Below are 14,715 nucleotides of genomic sequence, written 5' to 3' on the forward strand. Positions count from 1 at the left end.
CGTGCATCCCCTGCGGACGCATATGGAAAACGCCACCGCCGGAGGGGAGCTCGGCGGTGGCGTTGTTAAACGGTGCTGGGGCTCGGGGCCTTCGCGAGAGCTGCCATGTGCGCAGAGGCGTCTAAGAACGCTTACGGCTCGCCATGGTGCCTGCGGCGATAGCGGCTGTTCCCGCAAGGACGGTTGCCACGATGGCCGCACCCGAGGTGTCGCCGGTTGCCGCGAGCACGCCGGTAGTCTTGGCTTTCGTGGTTGAAGCCGCGACGGCCTTGGTCGGCTTTGAGCCCTCAGGCTTGGGGTTCTGCTTGGACTCCGCGGGCTTGCTTTCTGCGGGCTTGGTCTCGTCGGGCTTGGGGTCTTCCGGCTTGGCTACCTCGGGAGGTGCGATGGTCGTACTTTTGGCGACTGCTTTGATATAGAGGGAGTCGACCGTGGCGTCGCCCGTGCCGATGGCTTGGCCTGCCTCGTAGATGCCGTCACGGAGCTTGCGATAGTCAATGACCTTGCCGCCTTCGGGCGTCTGGATGGCGGCGTTCTCAATCTTGATGGTGCCGATTGTCTTGCCGTCAGCGCTCATGGCACGGGCAAAGATTGCCGCTGTATCTCCTTCGGCCGTTACCTTGCTGCGGATGATCGAGATGACTGCGGGTGTGACGCCCTCGCTGGTCTGGGCGATGATGCCGATGTTCTCGCCTTGGGGTTCGCGCCTCGTCTCGCCATCTTGGTTTTCGCTGTAGGGGATGGGGCCGTCGCCGTTCTCGACATAGCGGGCTATGGCCTTGACAACGGAGTCGCTGATGTAGATGTGGCCGCCCTTCTCGTTGGGTCGATCGTTTCTGGTGGAGAATGCAGCCGAAACCTCGCCTTCCGCAAACGCGTCCACGGTGGAGCCGTTCTTGACGACGATGTCGTCCTGGTAGGTGAAGAGGGCGTTGGCGCCACCGTATCTGCCTTTACTTGCACGGACCGTCACGTTTGCATGATCGAGGGTGATGCCCTTGTGGGCATAGACGCCATATTCAACACCGTTTACGTTGAGGGAGGCGTTTGTGGCTGCGAGGCTGCCCTTGGCCTCGACGGCAGCGTCTTTCTCGGAGCTTGCCTTGACCTGGCTGCCGTCCGAGATGTTGATATTGCCGCCGCTCCAAAGGGCCTCACCATCGGCTGAGCTTGCCTCGACCGTCCCGCCACCCTTGATGGTGAGGTTCTTGTCGGCTCCAATACCCTTGTCCTTGGTAGCCCTGGCGGTGACGGCTCCGCTGTCGTCAATCGTGATATTGCCGTTTGCCCTGATGCCATCCGATGCACCCGTGGCGTTGACGTTGCCCGAACCTTTGATAGCGAGATCACCTCCGGCATTGATGGCATCAAACCCAGTGCTCGTGGCGTTGACGGATCCGGCTCCGTCGATGTTGATATTACCCGTGGAGAGGATAGCGTCCTCAGTAGATGTCACGCTGAGCGTGCCGCCCTCGTCGCCTTGGATATTGAGCTCGGCATTCTCGTTAGTGCCATGAGAAACGTTGATGCTTTCGATCCATTCGGCAGTGACGATGTTGGTTCCCGAGTAATTCACGTTGAGCTTGCCTGCGGCCTGGATCTCGCCGCCGTTATAGTTGTTGAGCTTCAAGTCGTCGGCGCCGTCCCACGACCAGGTACCGGCCTCGTCGCTCGCCGCGGTGTTGTACTTGTTGCCGCCGACCTTGACCCATTCCGCTGCGAGCGAGACGCTCGGCATGAGCAGCGAGCTCACCGTGAGCGCGCACACGGCGCCCGCGACGATGCGGCGCGTCACGCGGCGCCAGCTGCCGTGCGCGAGTCCTATGCGACGGCGAACGTCGGGTTCGGCAACATGGGTTCCGGCGGTAGTGTCATTGCGTTTGGGGGTCGTGAACAAGGCTGCCATGGTTGCTCCCGTTCTCATAGGGCCTATACGACTAGATTCAGCGTATCTGCTGGATGTTGCCGGCGGTAGTGCCGTTTGGAGGGCAAAATGGCCAAAATGGGGGAGAAATAGGCCGCACGCCGGCGCAGGGACCGGCGCTAAAAGAAAAGCGCGGGGCCGCATGGCGACTCCGCGCTTTATTGTTCAGCTTTTGCAGCCTTGCCCTTACGCTACGAAGAAGTAGACGAGGAAGGCAAGGGCCGCGATCCACCCGTCCCGTGCGAAAAAGTGTTTACGAGCGCTTGCGGCTCACCACGGCGCCTGCGGCGATGGCAGCTGTTCCCGCAAGGGCGGCTGCCAAGATGGCTGCGCTCGAGGCGTCGCCGGTTGCTGCGAGCTTGCCGGTGGTCTTGGCTCCCGTGGCTGCAAATGCAACGGTCTTGGTCGTCTTCGTGCCCTCGGACTTGGAACCCTCGGGCTTGGTCTCGCCGGGCTTCTCCTCGGGCTTGGTCTCCTCGGACGGTGCGATGACGGCTTTCTTGGCGATGACATCGTCGTAGGGAGAATCAATCACGGCGTCGCCCGTGCCAATGACTTGGCCTGCCTCGTACATGATGCCGTTACTGAGCTCTTCTTTGTGGCGATAGTCAATGACTTTGCCGCCTTCAGGCGTCAGGATGCTGGTGCCTTCGATTTCGATGGTGCCGATCGCCTTGCCGTCCGCGCTCATGGCAAGGGCGAAGATCGCCGCCGTGTCTCCCTCGGCCGTGACCTTACTGCGGACGATGGAGATGGTCGCAGGCGTGATGCCCTTCTCGGTCTGGGCGAAGATGCCGATGTTCACGCCCCTGCGCTCAGGGGTCATCTCGCCATCCTGGTCTGTACTGTAGCAGTCGGGACCGTCGCCACCGATTTCGGCATAGCGGGCTATAGCCTTGACAACGGAGTCACTAATGTAGATGTGGCCACCCGCTTCGTTGGGGTCGTAGTTTCTGGTGAAAATCGCAGTCGAGAATTTGCCCTCTGCGAGCGCATCCACAGTCGAGCCGTTCTTGATGACGATGTCGTCCTCATCGGTGAAGAGTGCGCTGACTTCCCCGCCATCTGAGCTTGCGCGGACCGTCACGGTCGCGCCATCGAGCGTGATGCCCTTGTAGACATAGATGCCATACCCAACGCCACTTGCGTTGAGGGAAGCGTTCGTGACCGTGAGGCTGTTTTTACCGTCGATGGCGGCGTCTTCCTTGGAGCTTGCCTTGACCTGGCTGCCACCCGAGATCTCGATGTTGCCGTCGGCCCAAATCGCATTGTCTTTGATAGAGCTTGCCTCTACCTTGCCGCCGCCCTTTATGATGAGGCTCTCGTTAGCATCGATACCCTGATCCTCGGTGGCCTTGGCGGTGACGGTTCCGCTGTTGTCGATCGTGATGTTGCCGTCGGCCCTGATGCCATCCGAATCGCCCGTGGCGTTAACGTTTCCCGAGCCCTTGATGGTGACATCGCCCCCGGCATCGATGGCATCGTGCTCGGTGCTTGTGGCGTTGACAGTGCCAGCGCCGTCGATGTTGATGTTGCCGACGGAAGTGATGGCGTCACGAGAAGATGTCACGTTGAGCGTGCTGGAAGCGTCGCCCTGAATATTAAGCTCGGCGTTCTCGTTCGCGCCATCCTTAACCTTGATGCCGCGGCCGTCGTCGTTAGTGACGGTGTTGTTGCCCTCGTAGCTCACGTTGAGCTTGCCCGCTGCCTCGATCGCGCCGCCGTCATAGCCGTTGAGCTTCATATCGTCGGCGCCGTCCCAGCTCCAGGTGCCGGCCTCGTCGCCCGCCGCGATGCCGGCGTTGTACTGGGTGCCGCCGACGTCCACCCACTCCGCCGCGAGCGAGACGCTCGGCATGAGCAGCGAGCTCACCGTGAGCGCGCAGGCCAGGCCGCAGACGATGCGGCGTGTCACGCGACGCCAGCTGCCGTGTGCGAGCAACGTGCGACGGCGCACGTCGGGCTCGGCAAAATGGGCTCCAGAGGTTTTGTCATTGCGCTTGGGGGTCGTGAACAAGGCGGCCATGGTTACTCCCATCCTCATAGGGCCTATGCGATTACGCCCAGCATATCTGCAGGATGTAGCCGGCGGTAGTGCCGTTTGGAGGGCAAAATGTCCAAAACTTGGGAAGCAATACATCGCGCGTACGTGCGTTGCCTGGCTTTAAAAGCAAAGCGCGGAGCCGCTCGATGCGACTCCGCGCTTTGGTGTTCTGCTTTGGCAGCTTTGCCGCTACGCTACGAAGAAGTAGACGAGGAAGGCAAGGGCTGCGATCCACATGAGCGGCTTGATCTTGGAGGCCTCGCCCTTAAAGAGCGTGACGATCACGTAGGCGATAAAGCCCAGGCCAATGCCGGCAGAGATGGAGTAGGTGAAGGGCACGCCGGCGACAATCATGAACGCCGGGAAACCCTGCGACACGTCGGACCAGTCGATCTCGGAGGCCTCGCTCATCATGAGGTAGCCGACGTAGACCAGAGCACCGCAGGTGGCGGCGCTGGAAACGATGGTGACGATGGGGGAGAAGAACGCGGCGAGAATGAACAGCACGCCGGTGGTGACGGAGGTGAGGCCCGTGCGGCCACCGTCGGCAGCACCAGAGGTGGACTCGACGAAGGTGGTGATAGAGGAGACGCCCATGAAACCGCCCACAGCAGCGGCGGCGGAGTCGACGATCAGAATCTCCTTGATATTCTCGACGTTGCCGTCGTCGGTGAGGAACTCGCCCTGCTTGGCCACGGCCATCGCGGTGCCCATGGTGTCGAAGAAGTCACTCATGAGCAACGAGAACGAGATGACGAGGAGCGCGGGGTCGGTAAGGACCTTGACGATGGCAGGCACGCCGCCGGCGTCGGCGATGGGGCCACCGATGCTCGAGAAGTCGAGCGGGGCGATGATACCGGTCGGAGCCTGGGTCACACCTAGGGGGATACCGGCGATGACGGCGACGACGATGCCGATGAGCAGCGAGCCGGGGACGTTGCGGCAGGCGAGGGCGACTGTCACCAGGATGGAGATGATGCCGACGATGAAGGTGGGGGAGGTGATGTCGCCCAGACCGACGAGTGCACCGGCGCCAGCGGTGATAATGCCGGCATCGCACAGGCCAATCATGGCGATGAACAGGCCCAGACCCACCGAGATGGCGTGACGCAGGACAACCGGGATGGCGTCCATGATGGCCTCGCGCAGGCCACAAAGCACGAGCAGCAAGATGACGACGCCCTCAAGGAAGATGACGCTCATGGCCACGTGCCAGTCACCGCCGCAGACGGTGGTGGTGATTCCAGCGATCATCGCGTTGACGCCTAAGCCCGACGCGCAGGCGAGCGGGCGGTTGGCGAAGATGCCCATGCAGATGGTCATGATGCCGGCGCCCAGGCAGGTGGCGCAGGCGAGCGCTCCCGCATCGATGCCGGCGCCCGAGAGCACCGCAGGGTTGACGGCGATGATGTAGGCCATCGCCAGGAATGTTGTCAGTCCAGCGCGAAGTTCGGTCCCGATTGTGGACTTGCGCTCACTGACGTGAAAAAGTTCGTCCATGCATACCCTTTCCTTGTTCGGCCCCGAGTTTAGGCCGATTGACACGAACTCACCCACTATAGCCCCTTTACGACGCTGTTGTTCCTCGCATGTTGATGTTCGGCGCTTTGTAGCAGACGGACGGTATTTTTCGCATGAAAATGTGTGGGTACCGTATACTTAAGCGGTTACAACGACCCCTATGGAGGAACGTATGATTAAAGAGCTTTGCCACGACGAGGCCATCCTGTCCCAGCGTTGCGAGGTTGCGACCGTCGAGGACGAGTCGGTCGCACAGGACTTGATCGATACCATCAAGTCGCTCGATGATGCCGGCTGCCTTGCCGCTAATCAGATTGGCGTTACCAAGAAGGTTTGCGTCTACCTGGACGATGCCGGCGAGCCCCACGTGCTCTACAACCCCCGTCTGGTGTTTGGCCTGGGCGCCAGCAAGATGGAGGAGAGCTGCCTGACGCACGAGGAGGTCACCAAGTCCACGCGCTATATCAAGTGCAAGGTCGCCTTTGATCAGATCGTCGACGGCAAGATGAAGGAGTGCCGCCGCGACTACGCGGGCTTTGAGGCACAGATGATCCAGCATATGATCGACCACTGTCTTGGAAAGTTGGTCTAAGGGGACCAAAGCACCGCACTTCGTCTCTTTTGGTCCGGGCGTGACATTGTTGTCATGTCCGGGCTTTTGTGTTTAGCGCCTTTTTGTTTGGAGACAATGAAATTAGCAAGAACGTAAAGCTAGGAGGCGCTATGTGTACGAGTATTCGATTTACCGATAATTCTGGCCACATGTATCTGGGCCGCAATCTCGACTGGAGCTTTGACTACGGCCAACAGGTTCGCGTGATGCCGCGCGGGTTTCACATTCCGTATTCGTTTATCGACGACGCGACAGCGGCGCACGCGGTGATCGGTATGTGCATCGATTACAAGAACTACCCTATGTTCTTCGATTGCGGCAACGATGCGGGCCTCGCCGTGGCGGGTCTCAATTTCCCGGGTTATGCCGAGTATGCCGAGGACCCTGTCGACGGCAAGACCAATATCGCGGCCTATGAGTTTCCCCTGTGGGTGGCAGCGACGTTCTCGACGGTCGATGAGGTCGAGGCCGCGCTGCGCGACACGGTGATTGTCGCCAAATCTGCCGGAGAGGGGCTGGGCGTGTCGCTGCTCCATTGGATTATCGGCGACAGCCAGCGCAGCATCGTGGTCGAGATGATGGCTGACGGCCTGCATGTATACGACGATCCGGTCGACACCCTTGCCAACCAGCCGACCTTCCCGTGGCACATGGAAAACCTGCGCACCTATATCACCGCCACAAGCGATTTTCCGCAGACGGCGACATGGCGTGGCGCCGAGCTCAAGCCCTATGGAGCCGGTGCCGGCATGCGCGGCATTCCGGGCGATTGCTATTCGCCGAGCCGTTTTGTAAAGGCGGCGTACCTCAATGCCAATTACCCGCAAAAGGAGAGCGAGACCGAAAACGTCGTTCGCATGTTCCGCTCGCTCGAGGGCGTGGTGATGATCGAGGGAGCGTCCAGGATGGGCGATGGCAAGTTCGAGAAGACTATCTACACCGGATGCTTTAGCGCGCGCACGGGCAATTATTACTACGCGATGTATGGGGATCCATCGATTCGCTACGTGAGCCTGATGGATGCCGAGGGCGCGAGCCCCGATAGGCTCGTGGTTCCCGAGCCGCGCCGTTCGTAGCCGATAGCTTTACCGCAATGCAAAACGGCCCTGCATCTCCCGTGAGGTGCAGGGCCGCTTTCGTTGATTTGTGACGTCGCTAGAAGTTGGCGTCGTTGAGTTGTTCACTTTCGAGGCCGTCGAGCTGTTGCTGTTCGGGCGTATCGGCGACGCTCTCGAGCAGCTCGGTGGGATCGACGTTCATGTCCCTACCGGCTTCGTTGCCGTTGACCAAGTCGTCCGAGAAGATGTCGACTTCCATTTCCTCGGCCTCTTCAATCTGAACCTCGAGCGGCACCTGGGTGCGCACGAGCTTAACGGCCGGGCGCATGCGGGCAAACAGCGGCACGTACTCGATGATGATGGCAGAGTTCTCGAGACCGTACCAGCGCGCCGGGCTTCCGCAAGCGCGGCGGACGGCGTACTTGATGGCCATCACGCGGTGGTCATTGCGGTTGATGTCCGTTTCGGGGGCAAGCATCTTGCGCAGCATGCAAAAACGGAAGTCGCCCACGTTGCCGCGCGTCTCGTAGATGGAGTAGGTGTGGTGCTGCGGCGGCAACTCACCCGAGGCCATCAGGTCGCCAACGATCTGGCGCAGGTAGGCGTTGATGCGCTGATTGACCTTAAAGCCCAGGTCCAAGCGCACGCGGAACAGGAAGTCTGTGCCAAAGGTCTCAACGGAATACTCGTGCGTATAGGGCTCGTCGGTAACGTGTACGTTGATGAACCAATATGCCTTGGCGCGCTTGGGGTGCTTGTCCAGGATGGAATAGAGCACGTCGCGGTCGAGCGTGAGCGGGTCGGGGCTGTTGGTGAGGAACACCAGATTGTCGGCGAGCACGGGGTAGGTCTCGTCATTGCGCAGACGGTTGAGCTGGTCGATGTACTTGGAGACGGGCAGCAGAATCGTCTGCGTGCGCTCGATCGCGGTGCCGCGACGCCACACGTACATAAGGCCAAACAGCAGTGCGGCCAGGAAGATCATGACGTAGCCGCCGTCAAAGAACATGGTGAGGCACGAAGCGAAGAAGCACAGCTCAATGGCACCAAAGAGCAGGGCAAAGATGCAGGCGCCCAGCTTGTGCTTGAGGATGCCGGCGATATAGCTCGTCAATAGCGTCGTGGTCATGAGCATAGTCACGGTAATGGCGAGGCCGTAGGCGCTCTCCATGCGCTCGGAGTTTTGGAACAGCAGCACGATGAAGATGCAGCCGACCCACATGATGTTGTTGACGAGCGGAATATAGAGCTGACCCTTGGTGTCGCTGGGGTAGTGGATGCGCAGGTGCGGCATAAGGTTGAGGCGCGTTGCCTCGGATACCAGCGAGAACGAGCCGGTGATGAGCGCCTGCGAGGCGATGATGGCCGCCACGGCCGAAAGCACAATGGCAAAGGGGCGCAGGGGCTCGGGAAGCATCATATAGAACGGGTTAACGATATCCATCGCGAGCATCTGGGGGTTGGAGTTATTGGCGAGTAGCCAAGCTCCCTGACCCAGATAGTTGAGGATAAGGGCCGCCTTAACAAATGGCCAGGATGCATAGATGTTTGCCTTGCCCACGTGGCCCATGTCCGAATAGAGCGCCTCGGCACCGGTTGTCGACAGGAAGACAAAGCCGAGCACCATAATGCCCGAATGGTTGATGGGCGAGAACAGGAACATAATGCCGCGGATGGGGTTGAGCGCGCGTAAGATGGACAGGTTGCCGAGCATGTTGAACAGACCGGCGCCTGCCAGGAACAGGAACCACAGCGTCATGAGCGGGCCGAAGAGCTTGCCGATTGACGAGGTGCCGGCGCGCTGCATGGCAAATAGGCCGCAGATAATGATGATTGTGATGATGATGACGTTGGTCTGGCCGTCGCCCAGCAGCGCATGGCCCCATTCGATGGTGCGCAGACCCTCGATGGCTGTGGTGACCGTGACGGCGGGGGTGAGGATGCCGTCGGCAAGCAGTGCCGCACCGCCGATCATGGCGGGCAGAATCAGCCATGGTGCCACCTTGCGTACGAGGCTGAACAGGGCGAAGATGCCGCCTTCGTTGTGGTTGTCGGCCTTCATGGCGATTACCACGTACTTGACCGTGGTCACGAGCGTCATGGTCCAGATGACGAGCGAAAGCGCGCCCAGGATCATGTCCTCGCTGACGGTACCGATGCCGCCGTTGTTGGCGACGATTGATTTCATGGTGTACATGGGGCTCGTGCCGATGTCACCATAGACGACGCCGAGCGTTACGAGCAGCATGCCAGCGGAGAGGGGGATGGCTCCGTGCCCGCCTTGCCCGTGCTGGTCTTGGAGGTTTGCCTCCAGTTTATTGTGTGCCACGAGGACTCCCTTAGACATCCGGTTATCTGTCTAGGACAAAAAACTTTATGCCGTCTTTATACATACAAGAGCAGTTTGGCACATCGGGTTATTTTAGACAATAATCCTCAGCTGGGGATTATTTATCTACGCAGGTAGCATTTCAAAGCAGGGGCTTTTAAGCACGTACTGTCTGGGCGATGCCAGCCTTGGCGTTTGCGCGTTTGCCGGCGAGTTCGCAAAAAATCGCGCCGCCGATGATAAGTGCGGCGCCCATCAGACGGACCGGTGTTATGGCTTCGCCCAAAAGGACGGCCGAGAACACGACGGCCGAAAGCGGCTCGAGGTAGCCGACGACGGCGACGGTCTGCACGGGCAGTTTGGCGACGGCGCTAAAGTAGAGCAGACAACCGAGTCCGGTATTGACAATGCCGAGCATGGCAACGGCGCGCCAATCGATGCCGGCGGCAATGCCGGGGGAGAGGAACGAGGGGGCACCTTGCGTGAAGAGCGTAAGGATCAACGCGGTTACAAAGGCGGCACTCACCTGGAGCGTGGAGTTCTCGAGGCCTTCGATATGTGGCGCTCCCTTGCTGGCAATGACCATCAACGCGTAGCAGAAGGCCGAGGCGATGCCGCACACGATGCCCGCAATGGGCATATTGCCGCCGAGGCCTTGGGCCGCGATGAGGAAGGCGCCGCAAGCGACGGCTATGAAGCCGGTGATTTTACCGCCGGTCAATTTTTCGCCAAAGATGAGCGGGGAGAGGGCCATAACGATGATGGGGCCGCAGTAATACAGCAGCGAGGAGATGCCAACGCCAATAGTCTGGTAAGCGCGGAACAGGAATATCCAGCTGGCGCCCAGTGCGGCCCCCGAGAGGATGAGAGCCGCAGTTTCGCGGGGGCGAGATAGCGCCTGCAACTTATGGCGTTGGGTGATGGCGAGGACGGTGACAAGCGAAAGTGCACCCAAAAACGTGCGCAGGAGTACGATATCGGAGCTCGGCAGTGCGATAGCTGCGGCGATGATGCCGTTAGAGCCAAACAACAGTAATGCTGCTAAGTATGTAAACAGTCCGTTGTTCATGCGCTGACATCCCCTCTAAATCCGAACATGTTCACTATGGGTGAACTGGATTTAGAAGAAAAGCGAATATAATGCATGGAAAACATGACAAAAACTCATGCAAAGGTGGGGACGTGCCGTGGAGACCAATATCCAAAAGATGCAAGTGCTGCTCGAGACGGTGCGTGCCGGCAGCTTTACGCGTGCTGCAGAGCGGCTGAGCTATTCGCAGTCGGGCGTGAGCCGCATGGTGGGCGACCTTGAGGCAGACTGGGGTTTTAAGGTGCTTGATCGCAGCCGCGAGGGCGTGGTGCTTTCTGCCGACGGGCGGCAGGTCATGCCGGCAGTCGAGGCGTTATGCGAAGAGTTTGGCCACCTACAGCGACGCGTGGACGAGATGCGTGGGCTCATGCGCGGCAAAATCTGCATCGGTACGTTTTCGAGTGTGGCGACCCATGTGCTGCCGCCGGTGATCGCGCGGTTTCGCGCCGATCACCCGGACGTCGATTATGAGTTGCTGATGGGCGACTATTCAGAGATCGAACAATAGGTGGCTGAGGGTCGTTGTGACCTGGGCTTTATCCCGCGTGAACCCCGAGAAAACGGCATGGCATCGCGGTCTTTGGTGCGCGACGAGTTGATGGCGGTAGTGCCGGCAGATTCTTTGCTTGCCACGGCGGAGGTCGTTTCTCTTGCCGATTTAGCCAACGAGCAGTTTATTCTGCTAGAACGCGGCACCGATGACGAAATTACGCCGCTGTTCCGTCGGGCGGGGCTGACGGTGCGCTCCAAGCTGTCGACCTGGGATGATTATGCGATTATGGCTATGGTCGAGGACGGCCTGGGCGTGAGCATTCTTCCCGCGCTCATCTTGCGCCGTTGTCAGTTCGATGTTGCCGTGCGTTCGCTCGAGGGACATCCCCATCGGCAGATCAACGCCATATATCGAACGGCCGATGTTTCGCTTGCCGCCGCCCGTTTTCTCGAATACCTCTAAACGTGTACACGCCATTGTTTGCTTTGGGCAGATCTCGGAGTCCGGTACATTTTCTTATGAAATTGAACTTTCGAATGAAGCGCCGCGTTATACTGCTTGCTAAATTGAACCATGGTTCAATTCGTGTTCTATAAATTGAACTTTGCCAGCAAGGAGGTTCTAGTGGCCCAAGAGACGTTTAGCGATCGCCTGCGACAGGCTATGTCCGATCGCGACGTTCGCCAGTCGGACGTGATCCGCGCATCGGAGATGCTCGGCAAAAAACTCGGCAAGAGTCAGATGAGCCAATATGTGAGCGGCAAGACGATCCCGCGGCGCGATGTGGCTGAGCTGCTCGCCCGTATTTTGGAGGTCGATGTTACCTGGCTGCTTGCCGGCGACGCCGATCAAGGCGAGGCATCATCACCCCGCAACGATTCCAAGCCCGAACCCCATCCCTCAGCTCAAATTGCAAGGAGCACCACCATGCGTACTTTTTCTAAATCCACCAAGCTCGATAACGTCCTGTATGACGTGCGCGGTCCCGTCGTCGACGAGGCCGCCCGTATGGAGGACGAGGGCGAGCGCATCCTCAAGCTCAATATCGGCAACCCGGCGACCTTCGGTTTCCGCACGCCCGATGAGGTCATCAAGGACATGCGCCAGCAGCTGCCCGACTGCGAAGGCTATTCCAACTCGCGTGGCCTGTTCTCCGCGCGCAAGGCGATCATGCAGTATTCGCAGATCAAGGGCCTGCCCAACGTTCAGATGGAGCATATCTACACGGGCAACGGCGTGTCCGAGCTCATTCAGCTTTCGATGAACGCGCTGCTCGACAATGGCGACGAGATTCTGATCCCCAGCCCCGACTATCCGCTCTGGACGGCGTGCGCAACCCTTGCCGGCGGTCATCCCGTACATTATCTGTGCGATGAGCAGGCGGATTGGTATCCCGACCTGGAGGATATGGAGTCCAAGATTACGAGCGCGACCAAAGCTCTCGTCATCATCAACCCCAACAACCCCACGGGTTCTGTCTATCCGCGCGAGGTGCTCGAGGGCATCGTCGAGATTGCACGCAGGCATCAGCTGATGATCTTTGCCGATGAGATCTACGACCGCCTGTGCATGGACGGCTACGAGCACGTCTCGATTGCCTCGCTCGCTCCCGATCTGCCCTGCGTCACCTTTAGTGGCCTTTCCAAGTCGCACATGATCGCGGGCTATCGTATTGGCTGGATGGTGCTTTCGGGCAACCAGCGCTGCATGAGCGACTTCATCATGGGCGTCAACATGCTCTCGAACATGCGCCTGTGCTCCAACGTGCCGGCTCAGTCGATCGTTCAGACGGCACTCGGTGGCCATCAGTCCGTTAACGACTACATCCGTCCCGGCGGCCGTGTCTACGAGCAGCGCAACTTTGTGTATGAGGCGCTCAACAAGATTGACGGCATCTCGGTGGTTAAGCCGCGTGCAGCGTTCTACATCTTCCCCAAGATGGATGTGAAGAAGTTCAACATCACCGATGACGAGCAATTCGCCCTTGACCTGCTGCACGAGAAGAAGATCCTGATTACGCGCGGCGGCGGCTTTAACTGGGGCGAGCCCGACCACTTCCGCATCGTGTACCTGCCGCGCATGGAAGTACTCAAAGAGTCCCTCGAAGACCTCGCCGACTTCTTCGATCATTACCGCCAAAGCTAGTGGGATAGAAGCTCCGCACTATGAAAAGCTCCCTGCAGTTGTTTTGCTGCAGGGAGCTTTCTTGAATCGGCGGAACTAGATCACTATCCCAGTGCAGTGGTCGATTTCGTGCTGGATGATCTCGGCGGTGTAGCCCGAGAAGTTTTTGATGCGGTGGACAAAGTTCTCGTCCAAATACTCAACCTTAATGCGGCGATAGCGGGTGCAGGGACGCTCGCCGATCAGCGAGAGGCATCCTTCGCTCGTCTGATAGGCATTGACCTGTTCAAGAATTTGAGGGTTGTACATCAGGAGTGTCCTGTTGCCGTCCTTTACGCAGATGATGCGTTTGCGCACACCGATCATGTTGGCGGCGAGCCCCACGCACTCGTGCTCATGCTCGTGGAGTGTATCCAGGAGGTCCTGCCCGGTCGCGGCATCGTCGGGCCCCGCGTCTTCGGAAGGCAGGCGCAAAAAGAACTCGGATTTCATGATGGGCTTAATCATGGCGGGCTCCTCATGTCTTATGCTTTCGTGGACTTTTAATAATAGCGCGGAAGGAAAGCTGCGCGTCCGCGTTACCTTGATTATCAACTTCATCCGAACACTTCCCACATTCATCCGCACATGTGCGGATGAATGTGGGAACCCGATACCTTGAGGGCCGGACCGGCCGGCCCCGGGAGATCGGAGGACGGCATGTCCGGAAAGAAGAATATGGGCTCCGCGAGGGCGGTCCCGAGGGCCTACGGAAGGCTCACGAGGCACGAGCGGGACACGGTCCAGAGGATGCTGGAGCGCGGGGCCTCGTGCAGGGAGATCGCGAGGGAGCTGGGCAGGTCGCCCTCGACGGTGAGCGCCGAGGTGGCGTCGCACAGGTTCGTGACGGCGCCGAAGTCCAGGCGCGGCGAGCGCGTGGACGCCTCCGCCGACCTGTCGGCGGCCTGCCCGCGCCTGGCCGCGTGGCCGCGATGCTGCAACGGCTGCGGCCGGTACCGCGCGATCGGCTGCAAGCGCCGCCCCCACGTCTTCTACGAGGCCCGGGCCGCGCAGCTGTGCGCCGACTCGGTCCTCGTCTCGTCCAGGCGCGGGATAGACGCCGACGAGCCCGCCGCGGCGGCCAGGCTGGAGGCGATAAGGGACTGCCTGCGCCGGGGGCTCTCGCCCGAGCAGATGGCGGCGCGCAACGGCGGCCCGGTGGACCTGTCGCCGTCGACCATCTACCGCTGGGTCTCGGCGGGCTACGACGGCATGACCAACATGGAGCTCAGGCGCAAGGTCGGCTACAGGCCGAGGAAGAGCGCCGCCGGCCGGGCGGCCACGCGCCACTCCGCCCGCAGGTCGCATGCCGCGTTCCTCGCCCTCGGGGAGGACGCGTGCGCCGCGGCCTGGGAGATGGACACGGTCGAGGGCGCGCGGGAGGACTCCGCCTGCCTGCTCACGCTGCTGCACCGCCCCAGCAGGCTCCAGCTCGCGCTGCCGCTGGAGGAGAAGACCGCCGGGTGCGTCGCGGACGCCC

General features: G+C 60.1%; 10 protein-coding genes and 1 pseudogene. 5 read left to right on the forward strand and 6 right to left on the reverse strand.

The features are described 5' to 3' along the window. Positions 1 to 121: 121 nt before the first annotated feature. The 3 genes from AB5Z25_RS07085 to AB5Z25_RS07095 all read right to left on the reverse strand — a co-directional run bounded on the left by AB5Z25_RS07085 (position 122) and on the right by AB5Z25_RS07095 (position 5,468). Positions 122 to 1,906 (reverse strand): hypothetical protein, encoded by a 1,785-nt coding sequence (locus AB5Z25_RS07085; protein ID WP_368135157.1) that lies wholly within the window; start codon positions 1,904 to 1,906, stop codon positions 122 to 124. 271 nt (positions 1,907 to 2,177) lie between these two features. Then, complete coding sequence (locus tag AB5Z25_RS07090; protein ID WP_368135158.1) at positions 2,178 to 3,950, reverse strand: carbohydrate-binding domain-containing protein; 1,773 nt, start codon at positions 3,948 to 3,950, stop codon at positions 2,178 to 2,180. Between the two features lie 207 nt (positions 3,951 to 4,157). After that, a complete protein-coding gene (locus tag AB5Z25_RS07095; RefSeq protein WP_368135159.1) occupies positions 4,158 to 5,468 on the reverse strand; it encodes an NCS2 family permease in 1,311 nt (436 codons plus the stop codon). A gap of 193 nt (positions 5,469 to 5,661) precedes the next feature. On the opposite strand from AB5Z25_RS07095, the gene AB5Z25_RS07100 reads away from it, so the two are divergent. Further along, positions 5,662 to 6,081, forward strand: coding sequence for a peptide deformylase (locus AB5Z25_RS07100; protein WP_035137017.1), 420 nt, complete (start codon positions 5,662 to 5,664; stop codon positions 6,079 to 6,081). A gap of 131 nt (positions 6,082 to 6,212) precedes the next feature. After that, complete coding sequence (bsh, locus tag AB5Z25_RS07105) at positions 6,213 to 7,178, forward strand: choloylglycine hydrolase (protein ID WP_138341130.1); 966 nt, start codon at positions 6,213 to 6,215, stop codon at positions 7,176 to 7,178. A 79-nt stretch (positions 7,179 to 7,257) separates the two neighbouring features. Here bsh and AB5Z25_RS07110 read toward each other — a convergent pair whose 3' ends face one another. Both AB5Z25_RS07110 and AB5Z25_RS07115 read right to left on the reverse strand, forming a co-directional pair. Next, on the reverse strand, positions 7,258 to 9,507 hold the full coding sequence (locus AB5Z25_RS07110) for a KUP/HAK/KT family potassium transporter (RefSeq protein ID WP_260699038.1): 2,250 nt from the start codon (positions 9,505 to 9,507) through the stop codon (positions 7,258 to 7,260). A 139-nt stretch (positions 9,508 to 9,646) separates the two neighbouring features. Then, complete coding sequence (locus AB5Z25_RS07115) at positions 9,647 to 10,558, reverse strand: DMT family transporter (protein ID WP_368135160.1); 912 nt, start codon at positions 10,556 to 10,558, stop codon at positions 9,647 to 9,649. A gap of 139 nt (positions 10,559 to 10,697) precedes the next feature. On the opposite strand from AB5Z25_RS07115, the pseudogene AB5Z25_RS07120 reads away from it, so the two are divergent. Together AB5Z25_RS07120 and AB5Z25_RS07125 are read left to right on the forward strand one after the other, a co-directional pair. Then, positions 10,698 to 11,534: pseudogene (locus AB5Z25_RS07120) on the forward strand (LysR family transcriptional regulator). A 201-nt stretch (positions 11,535 to 11,735) separates the two neighbouring features. Next, positions 11,736 to 13,217, forward strand: a complete 1,482-nt coding sequence (locus tag AB5Z25_RS07125) for an aminotransferase class I/II-fold pyridoxal phosphate-dependent enzyme (RefSeq protein ID WP_368135164.1) — start codon at positions 11,736 to 11,738, stop codon at positions 13,215 to 13,217. A gap of 75 nt (positions 13,218 to 13,292) precedes the next feature. Here the strand turns inward: AB5Z25_RS07125 and AB5Z25_RS07130 are convergent, their stop codons facing one another. Continuing rightward, the gene (locus AB5Z25_RS07130) at positions 13,293 to 13,703 is read right to left on the reverse strand and encodes a peptide deformylase (protein WP_368135161.1); all 411 of its coding nucleotides are present in this window, start codon (positions 13,701 to 13,703) and stop codon (positions 13,293 to 13,295) included. 192 nt (positions 13,704 to 13,895) lie between these two features. Between AB5Z25_RS07130 and AB5Z25_RS07135 the strand changes: the two genes are divergently transcribed. Then, positions 13,896 to 14,715 (forward strand): helix-turn-helix domain-containing protein (locus AB5Z25_RS07135; RefSeq protein ID WP_368135162.1); only part of this gene is annotated, 820 nt, incomplete at its 3' end.

It is taken from the genome of Collinsella aerofaciens (assembly GCF_040910325.1).
GTDB classification, from domain to species: domain Bacteria; phylum Actinomycetota; class Coriobacteriia; order Coriobacteriales; family Coriobacteriaceae; genus Collinsella; species Collinsella aerofaciens_BL.

Excerpts from the sequence above, each read along its gene's own strand:
- AB5Z25_RS07085 (WP_368135157.1), bottom strand. The coding sequence starts at position 1,906 with ATGGCAGCCTTGTTCACGACCCCCAAACGCAATGACACTACCGCCGGA.
- AB5Z25_RS07090 (WP_368135158.1), bottom strand. The coding sequence starts at position 3,950 with ATGGCCGCCTTGTTCACGACCCCCAAGCGCAATGACAAAACCTCTGGA.
- AB5Z25_RS07095 (WP_368135159.1), bottom strand. The coding sequence starts at position 5,468 with ATGGACGAACTTTTTCACGTCAGTGAGCGCAAGTCCACAATCGGGACC.
- AB5Z25_RS07100 (WP_035137017.1), top strand. The coding sequence starts at position 5,662 with ATGATTAAAGAGCTTTGCCACGACGAGGCCATCCTGTCCCAGCGTTGC.
- bsh (WP_138341130.1), top strand. The coding sequence starts at position 6,213 with ATGTGTACGAGTATTCGATTTACCGATAATTCTGGCCACATGTATCTG.
- AB5Z25_RS07110 (WP_260699038.1), bottom strand. The coding sequence starts at position 9,507 with ATGTCTAAGGGAGTCCTCGTGGCACACAATAAACTGGAGGCAAACCTC.
- AB5Z25_RS07115 (WP_368135160.1), bottom strand. The coding sequence starts at position 10,558 with ATGAACAACGGACTGTTTACATACTTAGCAGCATTACTGTTGTTTGGC.
- AB5Z25_RS07125 (WP_368135164.1), top strand. The coding sequence starts at position 11,736 with ATGTCCGATCGCGACGTTCGCCAGTCGGACGTGATCCGCGCATCGGAG.
- AB5Z25_RS07130 (WP_368135161.1), bottom strand. The coding sequence starts at position 13,703 with ATGATTAAGCCCATCATGAAATCCGAGTTCTTTTTGCGCCTGCCTTCC.